Genomic DNA, 16277 nt, shown 5'->3' with positions numbered 1-16277 from the left:
CACGACGGGCATTTCTGAATGGCGGCACTGATCGAAGACTACGCATTGCTGGGCAACTGTCAGACGGCGGCGCTCGTCGCCCGAGATGGTTCGCTGGACTGGTTGTGTTTCCCCCGCTTCGACTCGACGGCCTGTTTCGCCGCTCTATTGGGTAGCGATGAGCATGGCCGCTGGAAGATTGCGCCGACTGCCGAGGTTATCGCTGTCGAGCGCCGTTACCGCGACGGCACCCTGATTCTTGAAACTGTTTTCGAAACCCGTGACGGTCGCGCCATGCTGATCGATTTCATGCCCATGAAGACGACTGGTCATGTGGTGCGTATCGTGGTCGGGCTGTCCGGGCGCGTCGAGTTCGGTGTGGACCTCGCCATTCGCTTCGATTACGGCAGCAGTGTGCCCTGGGTCGAGCGCAAGGACGAACATACGCTGACTGCCGTGGCCGGGCCGGAAATGCTCGTACTGCGCAGTCCTGTGGCCTTGCACCCGCAGGATCATCACACCGCCAGCCATTTTCATGTCGGTGAGGGCGAGCGCAAGGTTTTCACGCTCGCTTATCAGGCGTCTTTCGAGCCGCTGGCTGCGCAGATTGATGCCGATCAGGCGCTGGAGGTTACGGCCGCCTATTGGCGGGAGTTTTCTGATCGCTGTCCTGACGTCGGGCCGTGGACGGCTCAGGTAAAGCGCTCGCTGATCACCCTCAAAGCCATGACCTATGCTCCTACCGGTGGCATTGTTGCCGCCGTGACCACTTCATTGCCCGAGCAGTTGGGTGGCGAGCGCAATTGGGACTACCGCTATTGCTGGCTGCGTGATGCCACCATGACCCTTCTGGCGTTCATGAATCTGGGTTATTTCGAGGAGGCGACCGCCTGGCGAGACTGGCTGTTACGCTCGGTTGCCGGTAACCCGGAACAGATACAGATCATGTACGGCGTGGGCGGTGAGCGACGTTTGCAAGAGTACGAACTGCCGTGGCTGAGTGGTTACGAGAACTCGCTGCCGGTGCGGGTCGGCAACGGCGCAGCGACTCAGGTGCAACTGGATGTTTATGGCGAGGTTGCCGATGCCATGATCCAGGCGCTGAGAGGCGGCATGCCGCAGCATCCGCGCAGTGTGGCGATCTCCAAGGTGGTCATGCCCTATCTGGAAAAGATCTGGCACCTGCCGGATGCTGGTATCTGGGAGATTCGTTCCGAACCGCGTCACTTCACCCATTCAAAAGTCATGGCGTGGGTGGCCTTTGACCGAAACGCCACTCAGATCGCCAAGGCTGCCGAAAACGATGAGGATCGTGCGTTAGCGAGTCACTACCGGCGTGTAGCTGACGAGATCCATGCTGATGTCTGTCGCAACGGTTTCGATGCTGATCTTGGCAGTTTCGTGCAGACGTATGGCTCGAAAGAAGTCGACGCCAGTCTGCTGCAAATTGTGTTGACCGGTTTTCTTGCGCCGGAAGATCCTCGTGTCACCGGTACTGTCGCGCAAATAGAGCGCACGCTGATGCAGGATGGCCTGTTGCTGCGTTACGACAACGAGCGCAGTGTTGATGGTGTCGCCGGCCGCGAAGGGACGTTTCTGGTGTGTTCGTTCTGGCTGGCTGACGCGTACGTGCTGCTGGGTCGGGCTGATGACGCTGCACGGCTGTTCGAGAGGCTGTGTGATCTGTGCAACGACGTCGGCCTGCTGGCGGAGCAATACGATCCGAAAGATGGCCGCATGCTGGGCAATTTCCCTCAGGCGTTTAGCCACATCGGCATCATCAACACCGCATTGAATCTGCACCGGGCCGTGTGCCCCGCACTGGCGCGTACGTCGGGCGAGCTGGAAGGCGCATGATCAGTCGTCGCGGCCAGCCTTGCGAAAGGTCAGGTTGATCCGCTGTTCGCCGAGCAGAGGGTGCTCGGCCTGTTTGACGGGCAGGATGCCGTGGAAGCGCAACCGGTCCTCGCCGCCCCAGACCACTACGTCGCCATGAAACAGTGAGATGCGTTGGGTCTTGTCGCTACGCCGCAGGCCCCCGAACTGGAAGATGGCCGGAATACCCAGCGATACCGATACCACTGGCCAGCGGTGGTCGTGTTCGTTTCTGTCCTGATGCAGAGACATCTTCGCCCCGGGGATGTAACGATTGATCAGGCAGGCGTCAGGCACGAACCCGGCATAACCTGCTGCGAGCGCGGCGTCCTGAGCCAGTTGCATGAAGGCATCCGGCATCGCCGGCCAGGCCTGTCCTGTTTGGGGGTCGGTTGCGGTGTATCGATAACCATGACGGTCGGTTATCCAGCCCAGTTGTCCGCAACTGCTCAGCGCTGCAGACATTCTCAAGCCACTGGGGGTCTGCATGTGCCTGAATGGAGAAAGGGCCAGTGTCGCCTCAAGAGAGTCCAGCAGTTGTGGCATGACAGGCAGCGCAAAGCCTCTGAGCAGCCATGACCCAGGCCCGATCAGCTCATTGCTTGCAGGCTGGGCCGTCTGGTCGGCAAACATATCCAGGTTGGCGGGCGTTTCACCTTTGCGTTGCATGGTCGGGTCGAGCTCCCGCGGGTATCAGAGCGCCTTGCTGACCTTCACGTCGGTGATCTGATCGTCGCTCTGGCCGTGCATTTTTTTCAAGGCAGCTTCGGCTTCTTTGGTTGATGCCGATTGCAGTTGGGCGAACTCGAAGCGGCGTTCGCCATTGAGCTTGTAGCTGACAGCAAATTTGGTGGTGCGCGGGGCTGGGTTGTTCACGGTGACTCCTTGCATCATCCCAGGCGTGAGGTTGAGCGCCGGACAATCTTGATCTTGTGAGTGAAGGGCGGTTTGCGGCCTGCATTGGTATCTATCTTGCGGCCTGCGGTATCGATGGTGATGTTCCAGAAACCGGTGCTCGGCGCGGCGATCTTGGCCGGAAACGTGTCAAATGCACCGCCATGATAGGTGTGTCGACCGCCATTTTTGAAGCTGCGAAAATTCGCATCGTTCATCAGACGAATATTGCAGGTCTGCGAGCACTCGATAACGACCAGGTCGTCCTCGTTGAGATGCTCACGCTGGTGTACGAATTTCATGACGCGCTCCGAATGGGGGTTTTTCTGAAAAATCAAAACGATAGCATGTGATGCCCGCAATTTGACGTCGGTGGACACTAATTTGCCGTGTTTCTCGCAAATATTGCCTCAGTCGGGATTTAATTGCGCGTCAGCTTGTCGTAGGACCTTTATTTGGAGGCTTTGTATGAAACTGGCTGTAGTAGTCCTGGCTCTGGCAATGACTGGCTGTGCCACAGTAAATGACATCGAACATACACCCCCCACCATGAACGTGATGTCGGGCAAGAACCCCAAGGAGTATGCCGATTGCTTCGTTGGCAAGATCGCCAGCAGTCGCAAGCCGCCGCTTATCGAGCCTCGCCATGATGGCTTGCGCGTAATTGTGGCGCAAAAGCTCAGCAAATCGCCTGCGGCAGTCGTCGATGTCGAGAGCCGCTCGGGCGGCAGTACGATCAAGGTCTATGAACGACTCGCCAACGTGCCGATCCGCTTCAGGGATGTTCAAAACGCTGCCGAAGCGTGCATTTCAGGTTGATCGCTCAGGCGGGCTCAGCAGGCCCTGTCCGCTTCGGGCAGGGCGGCAGGCTTGATTACTTGCAGACTACCAGCACGCTACGGCTCTTGTAGTTTCCTACGTCCACACCCAGTGTCTTGTCGCTTTCCGCAGGCTGCGGAGTGCCGTCCGTGCCGACAATTTCATAACCTGTGCCCGCGCAGGACGCGTCCGCTTTTTCGTAGCAGCTTGCCCAGGACATCGCCTCGCCGGAGCAGTCGATGCTCAAGCCCTGTTTGCCGTTTTTCAGGTAAGTGTTGGAGGCGGTTGCGCAGCCGGTCAGGCCCAGAGCAGCAATAATGGACAGTAGGGAGAGGATTCTGATCATGTTTTTCGCTTCAGGATAAGGTCAGAGAATTGACAAATGCGAACGTTGGACTGGTAATGGGTGCCATCGTTCCGCCATGTTTTTCATCATAAATAGCTCGTCGTTAGCTGGCCACTGTTGAAGTTCTTTTGGAGCAGAGCATAAATGCTTCGGTCGTCGAAAACGCGTGCACAGCACTGTTGCGGCGGGCTTTGGCGGCGGCTGGAGTGTGGTCCAGTCTGTAATTGGCTGCAGGCAATATCCAGGAAGTGCGGAACTATCTGCCTGAGGATTCCTCTATCATGGCATCAGACGGCCAAAGGCGGGGCATTGTAAGGTGACCGCCTCCTGATTAGACTGCGCCGTTAACACCAACAGCCCTTACCAAGGACTTTTATGATCAAGAAATGCTTGTTCCCAGCAGCCGGTTACGGCACTCGCTTCCTGCCAGCGACCAAGGCCATGCCCAAGGAAATGCTGCCGGTGGTCAACAAGCCACTGATCCAATACGGTGTTGAGGAAGCCCTCGCGGCTGGCCTGACCGAAATTTCCATCGTGACCGGTCGTGGCAAGCGTGCTCTTGAAGATCACTTTGATATCAGCTATGAGCTTGAGCATCAGATCAAGGGTACGGACAAGGAAAAGTACCTGGTTGGTATTCGCAAACTGATCGACGAGTGCAGCTTTTCCTACACTCGCCAGACTGAAATGAAAGGTCTGGGTCATGCCATTCTCAGCGGTCGTCCGCTGATTGGTAATGAGGCTTTTGCCGTGGTTCTGGCTGATGACCTGTGCGTCAACCCTGAGGGTGATGGCGTGCTGGCGCAGATGGTCAAACTGCACAAGCATTATGGCTGCTCGATCATTGCCATTCAGGAAGTCGATCCGCAGGAAACCAACAAGTACGGCGTGATCGCCGGTGAAGAAATCAAGCCGGGCCTGTTCCGCGTGACCAACATGGTTGAAAAGCCAAAGCCTGAAGATGCGCCGTCCAACCTGGCGATCATCGGCCGCTACATCCTGACTCCGGACATTTTCGAGAAGATCGAACAGACCGAGCCAGGCAAAGGGGGGGAGATCCAGATCACCGACGCCCTGATGAAGCAGGCTGCAGAAGGCAACGTACTGGCCTACAAGTTCAAGGGTGAGCGTTTTGACTGCGGTGGTGCCGAAGGGTACATCCAGGCCACCAACTTCTGCTTCGAGCATTTTTACAAAACCGGCAAAGCGCATTGATTTTCGATTGATGATGCTCGGGACAAGGCCACCTTCGGGTGGCTTTGTCATTTCTGACTGGCCGCCAAGCGGTTATGCTGTGCTTCTGCCAAGGAGATATCGATGGCCTTTGATTTTGATCTGTTTGTAATTGGCGCCGGTTCCGGTGGCGTCAGGGCGGCACGTTTTGCTGCTGGTTTCGGTGCGAAGGTTGCCGTGGCTGAAAGCCGTTATCTGGGGGGGACCTGCGTCAACGTGGGGTGCGTGCCCAAAAAACTGTTGGTTTACGGAGCGCATTTTTCCGAAGATTTCGATCATGCCAAGGGCTTTGGCTGGTCGCTGGGTGAAGCCGAATTCGATTGGGCAACGCTGATCGCCAACAAGGATCGTGAGATCAATCGCCTCAATGGCATCTATCGCAAGTTGCTTGTCGACAGCGGCGTGACGCTGCTTGAAGGGCACGCAAAATTGACCGGTCCGCAACAGGTCGAAATCAACGGCCAGACCTACAGTGCCGAGCGCATTCTGATTGCCACCGGTGGCTGGCCACAGGTTCCTGACGTACCAGGGCGCGAGCACGCGATCACCTCCAACGAGGCGTTCTACCTCAAAACGTTGCCCAAGCGGGTCGTCGTTGTGGGTGGCGGCTACATCGCGGTGGAGTTCGCCTCGATTTTCAACGGGCTCGGCGCCGACACCACGCTGGTCTACCGTCGCGAGCTGTTTTTGCGTGGCTTTGATGGCGGCGTTCGCACCCATCTTCATGAGGAGCTGCTCAAGCGTCATATGACGATTTGCTTCAATAGCGATATCGAGCGCATCGACAAACAGGCCGACGGCAGCCTTTTGCTGTCCATGAAAGGCGGCGGCACGCTCGAGACTGATTGTGTGTTCTACGCCACTGGCCGTCGGCCGATGCTCGACAACCTCGGGCTGGACAGTGTTGACGTCAAACTTGATGAGCATGGCTATATCAAGGTTGATGAGCTCTATCAGAGCAGCGAGCCTTCCATCCTGGCTATCGGCGATGTCATCGGTGGTGTGCAGCTGACTCCGGTTGCGCTGGCTGAAGGCATGGCCGTTGCGCGTCGTCTGTTCAAGCCGGAGCAGTATCGCCCGGTAGACTACAATCACATTCCAACGGCGGTTTTCAGTCTGCCGAACATCGGTACAGTCGGGCTGACCGAAGAGGATGCGATCGAGGCTGGTCATGATGTGCAGGTGTTCGAAAGCCGTTTTCGGCCGATGAAGCTGACCCTGACTGACGATCAGGAACGCACCTTGATGAAACTGGTTGTGGATGCGAAAACCGACCGCGTACTGGGCTGCCACATGGTTGGGCCGGATGCAGGCGAAATCGTCCAGAGCCTTGCAATTGCCATCAAGGCTGGCGCGACCAAACAGGTGTTCGATGACACCATCGGCGTGCACCCGACTGCTGCAGAAGAGTTTGTAACCATGCGCACGCCTGTCAAACGCTAACGTCAGGCAGCGCAATACCCGGAGGTCAGGAAGAGCTCCGGGACAAGGCTTGAAAAGGACGGATCCCGACGTGAACAGAGAAAAATCATCGGCCGGAATGCGCCTGCATCTGGCCGGGCAGGATCGTGAAGTCGCGCTGCACATTGATGCATTACGTGAAAGCGAGCATCAGTTCAGAACCCTGGCTGACAACATGAGTCAGCTGGCCTGGACTGCAAGTCCTCGCGGGCAGGCCCATTGGTATAACGAGCGCTGGTACGCATACACCGGGACGTCGCTCGAGGCGATGACGGCTCTGGGCTGGCGTTCGGTCCTGCATCCCGAGCATCGTGAGCGTGTGCTGGCGCATTTGCAGTACTGCTTTTCAACGGGCTCGATCTGGGAAGACACCTTTCCACTGCGCGGCAAGGACGGTGCCTTCAGCTGGTTTCTGTCGCGTGCACTGCCCATGCGCGATGTGCAGGGCCACATCACTCACTGGCTGGGCACTCACACCGATATTACGGCTCAGGTCAACGCTGAAGAGGCGTTGCGCGAACTCAATGAAAGTCTCGAGTTACGCGTTGCCGAGCGCACTCGCGAGCTGGCAACCGCCAATGAATTGTTGCAGGCCGAAATCGTCGAGCGAGCAATGGCTGAAGAGGTCTTGCGCCATGCGCAAAAAATGGACGCAATTGGCCAGTTGACGGGCGGCATCGCCCACGACTTCAACAATGTGCTTTCCGGCGTAATGGGTGCCCTGGACATGATCCGGATCCGCGTGGCGGCAGGCCGGGTGGAGGAAGTTGATCGTTATCTGGACGCTGCGACCAGTTCCGCAAATCGTGCGGCTGCGTTGACCCGGAGGCTGCTGACATTTGCTCGTCGTCAGTCGCTGAATGTCACGGCAGTGGATATCAATCATATGGTCCGGTCTATGGAAGAGCTGCTGCGAGGTACGGTCGGCGCTCGCGCGCAATTGCGCATCGAGCTGGAGGAGGGGTTGAATTGCGTGCGTACGGATGAGCATCAACTGGAAAATGCCTTGTTGAATCTGGTGATCAACGCGCGTGACGCTGTTGCGGTCGGAGGGGCGCTCCGGGTGCGCAGCCAGCGGTTAACACTTGCCGCTCAGAAAGACGGGCTGGCACCTGGTGATTATGTGCGGCTCAGCGTAGAAGATAATGGCTGTGGAATGGCTCAAGACGTCATCGACCGGGCGTTCGACCCGTTTTTCACCACCAAGCCCGTAGGGCAGGGAACGGGGCTGGGTTTGTCCATGGTCTACGGTTTCATCAAGCAGGCGGGCGGGCATGTGCAGATAAAAAGCCAGGAAGGTCAGGGCACTCAGGTTCATCTGCTCTTGTCTTGCGCAGTAATGGCTGCCTGAGCGTTGCTTCTCATGCCTTGCCTTTTGGCTTTTTTCCAGTGGTCGTGGGTTTATCAGGCTGGCTGAGGCCGTTCTGCAGGTTTTCCAGTGCTGCTTCCTTCTTGGTCAGCAGCAGTTCCAGCATCCGGTTCTGCTGCCGTAGCTCTGTCATGGTCCGCTGGAGCGTGGTGCTTTCTTCCATCAGGCTGCGTAACCGTTCTTCCAGCAGCGCGCATTGAGTGCGGGCGTGATGCTGTTGTTCTGCCAGAGCGGCAGCCTGGGTAGTGGCCTGGTTCAGCAGGTCTTTTCGTTCGTGCAGTTCACGCAGGGTGCTGCGGTTCTCGGCCAGTAATCTCTCGTTGTCACGATTCAGCTGTGTGATGTCTTCCTGGCGCATGGCGATGCTTTGCTGCGCCTGTCGAAGTTCCATTTGCAGTTGCTGAACCTGACCTTCGTGGCGTTGCTGTTCCTGCTCGCGCTGCTCTCTGATCGAGTTGCGATAGTGTTCCAGCGCTTCACGGGCGTGCTGATGTTTTTCTTCAAGCGAGTGGATCTGGCCGTCCTTGTCGTGCAGGCGCGACTCCAGGTCCTGGTTGGCCTGAAGCAGTCTGGCGTGCTCGGTCTGTTCGGTTTGCAGGGCATTTTGCGTGCGAAGCAGGGCGGCAGCCTGCTGTTCCAGAGCCTCGTGACGTTGCTGCGCATGTTCCTGCAGTTCGCTGATCTGTTGCTGAGCCGTCGCCAATTGTTGCTGCAGGGTGGCGCGATCGGCCTGATACGTGTTGCAGGCCTGATCAATGCGTTCCTGAGCCTGCTCCTGAAGACGCTGGGCAAGATGAGCTACCAGGCCGCTCAATTCCTCATTGATGTCCGGCGCTGGCGCATGCGTGGCGTCGAGTTCCTTGATATACCGGTGAATCGTGGTTTTCGATCCGGTATTACCCATTTCGATACGTACAGCATCAATACTGGGGTTTTCACCTCTGGACAGCAGGGAAGCCCTTGCCTTCTGCACCAACGCCTTGTTTACGCCGCCCCGAGCCATGTGTTCCCCTAAGATTTCGTACTGTGGTATGTATCCTGTAATTACATACTATATTATTCGAAATTATTTGCCATTTTTTGAATTAATTAACCCGTGATATTGGCGTATTATCCCGTGTCAGGCGTTGTCAGTTCATTTTTCGGCGCTTTCTCCGGTACACCGTGCAGGCTTGAACCATGAATGACGTTGATCGCTATATCGATGCCGCAACCCGTGACAACACGCGCCGCAGTTATCGGGCGGCCATCGAGCATTTCGAAGTGACGTGGGGCGGGTTTCTGCCGGCGACCAGCGAAAGCGTGGCGCGTTACCTGGCCAGTCATGCCGGAAATTTATCGGTCAACACCTTGAAACTGCGCCTGTCAGCGCTGGCGCAATGGCATGTCAGTCAGGGGTTTGCCGATCCCACCAAGGCGCCCATGGTGCGTAAGGTCATCAAGGGCATTCGTGCATTGCACCCGGCACAAGAGAAGCAGGCCGAGCCTTTGCAGTTGCAGGACCTGGAGAAAGTCATTGCCTGGCTGGAGAGCGAGATACGTGATGCAGAAACGCAACACGATCAGCCGCGCCTATTGCGTTGTCGTCGGGATTCGGCGCTGATTCTGCTGGGGTTCTGGCGCGGCTTTCGCAGCGACGAGCTGTGTCGCCTGCAAGTGCAGGACGTCAAGGCCATCGCCCACTCGGGCATCAGCCTTTATCTGCCGCGCAGCAAGGGTGATCGCGATAACCTGGGCAGAACGTATCAGACCCCCGCCTTGCAGCGGCTGTGCCCGGTGCAGGCTTATATAGAGTGGATCAATTGCGCTGCGCTGGTGCGCGGTCCGGTGTTTCGGGCGGTGGATCGATGGGGTAATCTTGGCGAGGAGGGGCTGCACGCCAACAGCGTTATCCCGTTGCTGCGTCAGGCTCTCCAGCGTGCAGGCATTGCCGCCGAGCACTACACCAGTCACTCGCTGCGCCGCGGCTTCGCCAGTTGGGCGCACAGCAATGGCTGGGACCTCAAGTCACTGATGTCTTATGTAGGCTGGAGGGACATCAAGTCGGCGATGCGCTACATTGACGCCGCGCCGTTCCCGGGCAACCTGGAGACAGGGAACGGGTCGAAGGTTTCTTCTATCGATAAGCTGCCTTCATAGTGAAAAGCAATCAGTGACATCAGGTTTGCCAATGAGCGATTGTCACTGATCATGCGTAAGCTTCACTCCATCGAATTAACAACCCATCCAACCCATCAGGAGATATACCGATGCCTATCATCAACAGCCAAGTAAAACCGTTCAAGGCTACCGCGTTCAAGAACGGCGCTTTCGTTGACGTTTCGGACGCCGACTTCAAAGGCAAGTGGTCTGTCGTATTCTTCTACCCGGCCGACTTCACCTTCGTTTGCCCGACCGAGCTGGAAGACCTGGCTGACAACTACGAAGAGTTCAAGAAGCTGGGCGTCGAGATCTACAGCGTTTCGACCGACACCCACTTCGCCCACGCTGCATGGCACAACACTTCGCCTGCAATCGGCAAGATCCAGTACACCATGATCGGTGACCCGACCCTGACTATCTCGCGCAACTTCGACGTGCTGATCGAAGAAGCCGGTCTGGCAGATCGCGGTACGTTCGTGATCAACCCTGAAGGTCAGATCAAAATCGTCGAGCTGAACGACGGCGGTGTTGGCCGTGACGCTTCCGAGCTGCTGCGCAAGATCAAGGCTGCTCAGTACGTTGCCGCTCACCCGGGCGAAGTCTGCCCAGCCAAGTGGAAAGAAGGCGAAGCTACTCTGGCTCCGTCCCTGGACCTGGTTGGCAAGATCTGAGTCGCATGAATCGGCTGGGGGCGTTGAGCTCTTGAGCAAGTAAACCGCATCGCCCCAAAAAACGCCCGGGCGGTAATCGCCTGGGCGTTGTTATTTCTACCCTTTGTAAACAGGAAGCCGCCACATGTTGGACGCCAATCTTAAAGCCCAGTTGAAATCCTATCTGGAGCGGGTTACTCGCCCCATCGAGATCGTCGCGTCCCTTGATGACGGCGCGAAGTCTCAGGAAATGCTCGCACTGCTCAATGATGTGATCAGTGTCTCCAAGGACGTCACCCTGAATGACAGCGGCACCGACGCGCGTACTCCGTCGTTCTCGCTGAGCAGCCCTGGCCACGATATCAGCCTGCGTTTCGCCGGTATCCCCATGGGCCACGAGTTCACCTCGCTGGTCCTGGCGCTGCTGCAAGTTGGCGGCTACCCACCCAAGGTCAGTGCGGAAACCATCGAACAGGTTCGCGCTCTTCAAGGCGAATTCCATTTCGAAACCTATTTCTCGCAGTCCTGCCAGAACTGCCCGGACGTTGTCCAGGCATTGAACCTGATGGCAGTATTGAACCCTGGCATCAAGCACGTCGCTATCGACGGTGCACTGTTCCAGGACGAAGTCACCGATCGCAAGATCATGTCGGTACCCAGCATCTATCTGAATGGCGAGCTGTTCGGTCAGGGCCGCATGGGCCTGGAAGAGATTCTGGCCAAGATCGACACCGGCGCCGGTGCGCGTCAGGCGGAAAAACTCAACGCCAAGCAGGCTTTCGATGTGCTGGTCGTCGGCGGTGGTCCTGCTGGCTCGGCGGCGGCAGTCTACGCTGCACGTAAAGGCATCCGCACAGGTGTTGCTGCCGAGCGTTTCGGCGGGCAGGTGCTCGATACCATGGCCATCGAGAACTTCATCTCGGTGCAACATACCGAGGGGCCGAAGCTGGCCGTGGCGCTTGAAGAGCACGTCAAGCAGTACGAAGTCGACATCATGAACCTGCAGCGTGCCGACAAGCTGATTCCTGGCGCAGCCGGCGAGTTGCACGAAGTGAAGTTTGCCAGCGGTGCCAGCCTCAAGGCCAAGACGCTGATCCTTGCCACTGGCGCACGCTGGAGGGAGATGAACGTGCCGGGTGAGCAGCAGTACCGTAACAAGGGTGTGGCTTATTGCCCGCACTGTGACGGTCCTTTGTTCAAAGGCAAGCGCGTCGCTGTCATCGGTGGCGGTAACTCGGGTGTCGAGGCTGCAATCGACCTCGCAGGTATCGTGTCTCACGTGACTCTACTGGAGTTCGACGTGCAATTGCGTGCCGACGCGGTGCTGCAGCGCAAATTGCACAGTCTGCCGAACGTGACCGTGATCACCAGTGCGCAAACCACTGAAGTGACAGGTGATGAGCAGAAGGTCAACGGCCTGCGCTACAAGAACCGCACCACAGGCGAAGAGATCAACGTACCGCTCGAAGGTATCTTCGTGCAGATCGGCCTGCTGCCCAACAGTGAGTGGCTCAAAGGTGCCATCGAGTTGTCGCCGCGCGGTGAGATCGTGGTCGATCCTCGCGGTGAAACCTCGGTGCCAGGCATCTTCGCTGCTGGTGACGTGACGGTTGCACCGTACAAGCAGATCATCATCGCCCTGGGCGAAGGTGCCAAGGCCTCCCTGAGCGCCTTTGACCACCTGATCCGTACTTCCGCCCCGGCCTGATCGGAGAGCGGTAAACGAAAAGCCCCGTGAGCGATCACGGGGCTTTTTGCTTTCTACGCGGATCGCCGCTCCTTGCCGAAGCGATCACCGGCAGTCTCAGAGCGGCGTTGGCTGGATGATCTCTACCCAGTAGCCGTCCGGGTCCTTGATAAAGGCCAGGCTGTTCATGCGGCCATCGGACAAGCGCTTCTGAAAGTCGACGCCCAGGCTTTCAAAACGCTCGCAGGCGACTTTCACATCCGGCACCGACACGCAGATATGGCCAAAGCCGCGCGGGTCGCTGTTACCGTTATGGTAAGAGGCTGTGGCATCGCTTTCAGTACCGTGGTTATGGGTCAGCTCCAGAATGCCGGGGATCGATTTCATCCACTCGTTGCGGGCTTTGTCGTCTTCCGGAATCTGCGCCTTGTCCACCAGCGCGAGGAAGTAGAGGCTGAATTCGGCTTCCGGGAAGTCACGCTTTTCAACCAGGCTGAAGCCGAGCACGCGGGTGTAGAAATCCAGCGATTTGGTGATGTCCTTGACGCGCAGCATGGTGTGATTGAACACAAACTGACGGGTAGCCGCTTCAGGGTCGGCGGTAACGCCCGGTAGTGTGTTGAGTTCGTGCAAGCTCATCAATGTGTCTCCAACAGAATATACAAATAATGCCAAATGATACGGGGCAGGGCGGGCAGTGCCAAACCCTCGCTCGGATAACGTCGCTTCGGTCTTGCTCGATGCCGACAACAGGCTCAGAATTTCCGGTCACCTGTTCTGGCGACCTGACCATGATCCTTTCGCAATACCGATGCTCCTTGCCAGGCCTGTGCCTGCTCCTGCTGCTGGGCACTGCACAGACTCATGCCGCCGATGCGATGATCATCTGGCCCGCAGGCTGGGAGGTCGAGTCGCTGCCGACCGAGTCGGGCAAGCCCGTGCAACCGTCCGTGCAAGTCAGACAGCGCGCGGTGAAAAACGATCAAAGTGGAAACCCGCTGATGGTCATGGAGCTGACCCAGACACGCCTGACGCCCGGACATGAGGTCAATGTCCAGGGCGTACTGCTGGAGATGCGCAAGTCGGTTCAGGTCAATTTTGCCCGCAGCGGCCTGCAGAGCGTCTGCACGCATGTGCGTGAGAGCCGGCTCAGCGTCGTGCCGGCACTGGAAACCACCTGCACCATCACCCAGAACGGCGTGCATGTGTTGACCCAGACGCTGGTAGCGGCTGCCAGTAAAGAAATGGCCTGGTCGTTGTCCTACGCGGGATCAGCAGATGGATACACGGCCAACAAGGACGAGGCGTTGCGTATCCGCGAGAGCCTGCGACTGGACGATGCGCAGTGATACCTGCTTTTTCACAGGCAAAAAGAAGCCCGCCGAGGCGGGCATGGGGCGCTATTCCTTTAGCGGTCTTCATCATCCGAGAATCCATGTGAAAAAAGTGTGAAGCTGCGCGGTGTCGGTCATCCGCCGATTTTCGATGCGGCGAAGCACGCAGTAACAAATTGTCTTATCGCTCATTACACCGAATAAACCGAATAATTACTCTACACATTTCAGCAAGTGTTCAGGTTTGTAACTGCGTGCTGAATCGAATAATCGATGAATTTTTATTGGCGTCATTATTTCAACGGTATTAATGCCTGACGCGCTGGAAGTACATGTACCGAGCAGTTCACTTAATCATGTGTATGAATGTCATGGGCGGGCAGGCAGTCAACTGTGTATGGGCGTTTGATCAGGCAGATGCAGTGTGCAGGTGCTCAGTTGACGTACGGGTAGATAAAAAAAGCCCCGCAAGTGCAGGGCTTCAATTGACAAAGTTTCAATCAGGCGCGAAGCCACGAATCAACAGTGTCTACACCGTACTGCTCTTTCCACGCCTTGAGACCGCGGTGGTTACCACCCTTGGTTTCAATCAGCTCGCCGGTATGCGGGTTCTGGTAAACCTTGACCACGCGTGCACGACGGCGCTTTGGCCCGGCTGGTGCGACCAGCGACGTAGCGCTTGAAGGATCAAGGATTGCGATGATGTCACGCAGGCTTTTGCCGTAGGTGCCCATCAGGTCCTGGAGCTTTTGCTCGAACTCGATTTCCTTCTTCAACCCGGCGTCATTCTTCAAGGATTCCAGCTGTGCCAGCTGTTCTTGAAGGGCTTTCTCTGCTGCTCGAAACTCGGCAAGTCTGGACAAGTAATACACTCCAACAATGTAATGGCTGTTGTCAGCCCTATAAAGCGATGAGACAAAACTGATTGACCGATTCGCTCACTCGATGCTGCCCTGTACCTGCGGTTTCTATGCTGAAACATGGCCTTTGCGGCTTGTCATTGCGCAGACAGAGGATAGTTATAACTCAGTAGCCCGCAAATGATGCACCTTTTTTTTCAGTTAGAAAATAGCCTTTTTCAAATTCGTTAAATAGTCGTGGTGGAGAATGTTGGATATAGGCAATGAAGCCTGCGTTATCAGGCGAGCTGTTGTGTAAGTTATTTCCGACATTAGTCGCTGATGGAAAACGTGCCATGCGACACTGGACGGCTTAAAAGGAGAAACATCTGACAGACATGGGGGCTGGCAGATGCGGAAAGAGTAGAAATGTCTGAAGGCAGCGGATGAAAGGGCGTGTAGCCGCATCAAAGATGGCCCTTGGCCTGCCTTTTTTTGCCTTTCTGACCCTACAGTCCCTGTTGCAGCACCGGGTCGTCGGGGTTCTGCTGCTCGAGCTCCGCCAGCAGAATCTGCACGTTTTGCAACTGACCGTTTTCTTTCCAGTATTGAATCAGCAGCACTCTGGCCTTGCGGTTCGCAGGCTGGCTCTGAACAATCTGCGTCAACTGCCTCTGCGCCGCCTCAAGCTCGTGCAACGAATGCAGGGCAACCGCCAGGTCATAGCGATAGTCGGTGTTATCAGGTGCCAGCTCTGTAGCCTTCGCCAGGCTGAGCACGGCAAATTCTGCCTGCCCGTGGTTAAGCAGCCACATGCCCAGTGCGTGCTGGAGCATGGACGAACCGGGGTTATGTTCCAGCAACTGGGCGAAAAGGCTGCGTGCCTGCTCAGCCTGGCCCTTGCGGTCCAGCAGCTCAATGTGCGCCAGCGCTGCTTCAATATTGCCCGTGTCCAGGGCTGTGGCCCTCTGTAGCGCGGCGACTGCCGGCTCCAGGTCGCCGGTCTGCAGGTACAGTCTGGCCAGTTGCAACTGGTTTTGTGCGCTTTGCGGCTGGCTCTTCAGCGACTCCTGAAACGCCTCGGCACTTTGCTGCAGCACGGCAAAGTACAGCCCCAGTTCATCTGGTGACAGGCCGAGCAGGGCACTGGTGGCGCGGAATCTGACGGATTGTTCGTCGTCGTCCAGCAATGGGCCCAGCAGCAGGCTGCGCTGGCTGTTGGAGACCAGTCTGACGCTGACATCGATAGCCGCTTCGCGCACCTGTGCGGATCGGTCACCCAGCGCGGCATCGAGCAATTTGAGGGCCTGAGGGCTGGGGTAGTCGCTCAATTCGGCGAGCAGGTTGATGCGCTGCTCGTCAGACAGGTCGGTTCGTGCCAGTTGTTGGTACAGCACGCGTGCAGCGCCGGGCTTGCCGTCGTGCGCCTGTTCCAGTGCCTGAGCGTAGGTGTGGCTCAACCTGGCGGGAACGGTCTGAACGGGCAGGCGCCACCACCAGAAGGCCAGTGATAGCGCCAGCATCGCCGCAGCCGCTGCGCCGATCAGCCAGCGATGTCGAGTAGTGGGTTGAGGCGATAACCCCTTGGTAGAAAGTCTGGGCATATCGATTTCCAATGCTTGACGGGTTGCAGCTTCGGGGAGTGGGTG

Annotated in this window: 17 protein-coding genes; 9 read left to right on the top strand and 8 right to left on the bottom strand. The window is 57.3% G+C overall.

Translation table 11 applies throughout. The annotated features are described in order from the left end of the window. Nucleotides 1-18: 18 nt before the first annotated feature. Nucleotides 19-1836 (top strand): glycoside hydrolase family 15 protein, encoded by a 1818-nt coding sequence (locus KP808_RS14075; RefSeq protein ID WP_230016331.1) that lies wholly within the window; start codon nt 19-21, stop codon nt 1834-1836. Here the strand turns inward: KP808_RS14075 and alkB are convergent, their stop codons facing one another. From alkB to KP808_RS14060, 3 genes are read right to left on the bottom strand one after another with little or no spacing between them, the layout of a single operon-like run. Continuing rightward, the gene (gene alkB / locus KP808_RS14070; protein WP_230016330.1) at nt 1837-2523 is read right to left on the bottom strand and encodes a DNA oxidative demethylase AlkB; all 687 of its coding nucleotides are present in this window, start codon (nt 2521-2523) and stop codon (nt 1837-1839) included. Nucleotides 2524-2547: 24 nt separating this feature from the next. Next, nucleotides 2548-2730 carry a hypothetical protein gene (locus tag KP808_RS14065; RefSeq protein WP_080394922.1) on the bottom strand — a complete coding sequence of 61 codons (183 nt, stop codon included), beginning with the start codon at nt 2728-2730 and terminating at the stop codon, nt 2548-2550. A gap of 14 nt (nt 2731-2744) precedes the next feature. After that, nucleotides 2745-3050 carry a DUF1883 domain-containing protein gene (locus KP808_RS14060; RefSeq protein ID WP_002553290.1) on the bottom strand — a complete coding sequence of 102 codons (306 nt, stop codon included), beginning with the start codon at nt 3048-3050 and terminating at the stop codon, nt 2745-2747. Nucleotides 3051-3216: 166 nt separating this feature from the next. On the opposite strand from KP808_RS14060, the gene KP808_RS14055 reads away from it, so the two are divergent. Beyond that, on the top strand, nt 3217-3567 hold the full coding sequence (locus KP808_RS14055; RefSeq protein WP_058402283.1) for a hypothetical protein: 351 nt from the start codon (nt 3217-3219) through the stop codon (nt 3565-3567). A gap of 55 nt (nt 3568-3622) precedes the next feature. Here KP808_RS14055 and KP808_RS14050 read toward each other — a convergent pair whose 3' ends face one another. Further along, nucleotides 3623-3904, bottom strand: coding sequence for a hypothetical protein (locus KP808_RS14050; protein ID WP_230018886.1), 282 nt, complete (start codon nt 3902-3904; stop codon nt 3623-3625). A 384-nt stretch (nt 3905-4288) separates the two neighbouring features. On the opposite strand from KP808_RS14050, the gene galU reads away from it, so the two are divergent. From galU to KP808_RS14035, 3 genes are all read left to right on the top strand, one after another. Further along, on the top strand, nt 4289-5128 hold the full coding sequence (gene galU, locus KP808_RS14045; RefSeq protein ID WP_003364457.1) for a UTP--glucose-1-phosphate uridylyltransferase GalU: 840 nt from the start codon (nt 4289-4291) through the stop codon (nt 5126-5128). A 102-nt stretch (nt 5129-5230) separates the two neighbouring features. Beyond that, nucleotides 5231-6589, top strand: a complete 1359-nt coding sequence (gorA, locus tag KP808_RS14040) for a glutathione-disulfide reductase (RefSeq protein ID WP_230016329.1) — start codon at nt 5231-5233, stop codon at nt 6587-6589. 97 nt (nt 6590-6686) lie between these two features. Next, nucleotides 6687-7958, top strand: a complete 1272-nt coding sequence (locus tag KP808_RS14035) for a hybrid sensor histidine kinase/response regulator (RefSeq protein ID WP_230018884.1) — start codon at nt 6687-6689, stop codon at nt 7956-7958. Nucleotides 7959-7968: 10 nt separating this feature from the next. Here KP808_RS14035 and KP808_RS14030 read toward each other — a convergent pair whose 3' ends face one another. Next, nucleotides 7969-8979, bottom strand: a complete 1011-nt coding sequence (locus KP808_RS14030) for a DNA-binding protein (protein ID WP_230016328.1) — start codon at nt 8977-8979, stop codon at nt 7969-7971. A 176-nt stretch (nt 8980-9155) separates the two neighbouring features. Between KP808_RS14030 and KP808_RS14025 the strand changes: the two genes are divergently transcribed. The 3 genes from KP808_RS14025 (at nt 9156) to ahpF (ending at nt 12476) form a co-directional block, all read left to right on the top strand. Continuing rightward, the gene (locus tag KP808_RS14025) at nt 9156-10115 is read left to right on the top strand and encodes a site-specific integrase (protein WP_230016327.1); all 960 of its coding nucleotides are present in this window, start codon (nt 9156-9158) and stop codon (nt 10113-10115) included. Nucleotides 10116-10225: 110 nt separating this feature from the next. Then, entirely contained in the window at nt 10226-10789 is a 564-nt protein-coding gene (ahpC, locus tag KP808_RS14020; protein WP_002553298.1) for an alkyl hydroperoxide reductase subunit C, read from the top strand. Between the two features lie 124 nt (nt 10790-10913). Further along, nucleotides 10914-12476 carry an alkyl hydroperoxide reductase subunit F gene (ahpF, locus tag KP808_RS14015; protein WP_058402288.1) on the top strand — a complete coding sequence of 521 codons (1563 nt, stop codon included), beginning with the start codon at nt 10914-10916 and terminating at the stop codon, nt 12474-12476. Nucleotides 12477-12572: 96 nt separating this feature from the next. Here ahpF and gloA read toward each other — a convergent pair whose 3' ends face one another. Further along, the gene (gloA, locus tag KP808_RS14010) at nt 12573-13094 is read right to left on the bottom strand and encodes a lactoylglutathione lyase (protein WP_230016326.1); all 522 of its coding nucleotides are present in this window, start codon (nt 13092-13094) and stop codon (nt 12573-12575) included. Nucleotides 13095-13195: 101 nt separating this feature from the next. Here gloA and KP808_RS14005 point away from each other — a divergent pair, with 101 nt between their 5' ends. Beyond that, nucleotides 13196-13804 carry a DUF4946 domain-containing protein gene (locus KP808_RS14005; RefSeq protein ID WP_230016325.1) on the top strand — a complete coding sequence of 203 codons (609 nt, stop codon included), beginning with the start codon at nt 13196-13198 and terminating at the stop codon, nt 13802-13804. A 485-nt stretch (nt 13805-14289) separates the two neighbouring features. On the opposite strand, the gene KP808_RS14000 is transcribed toward KP808_RS14005, so the two are convergent. Both KP808_RS14000 and KP808_RS13995 read right to left on the bottom strand, forming a co-directional pair. Further along, the gene (locus KP808_RS14000) at nt 14290-14652 is read right to left on the bottom strand and encodes a histone-like nucleoid-structuring protein, MvaT/MvaU family (RefSeq protein WP_002553302.1); all 363 of its coding nucleotides are present in this window, start codon (nt 14650-14652) and stop codon (nt 14290-14292) included. A gap of 485 nt (nt 14653-15137) precedes the next feature. After that, nucleotides 15138-16232 (bottom strand): tetratricopeptide repeat protein, encoded by a 1095-nt coding sequence (locus KP808_RS13995; protein ID WP_230016324.1) that lies wholly within the window; start codon nt 16230-16232, stop codon nt 15138-15140. Between the last annotated feature and the right edge of the window lie 45 nt (nt 16233-16277).

The sequence above is a fragment of the Pseudomonas savastanoi genome, assembly GCF_020917325.1.
GTDB classification, from domain to species: Bacteria; Pseudomonadota; Gammaproteobacteria; order Pseudomonadales; family Pseudomonadaceae; genus Aquipseudomonas; species Aquipseudomonas amygdali.
The sequence above is the reverse complement of the archived record's forward strand: the minus strand, read 5'-3'. Positions and strand labels throughout refer to the sequence as shown.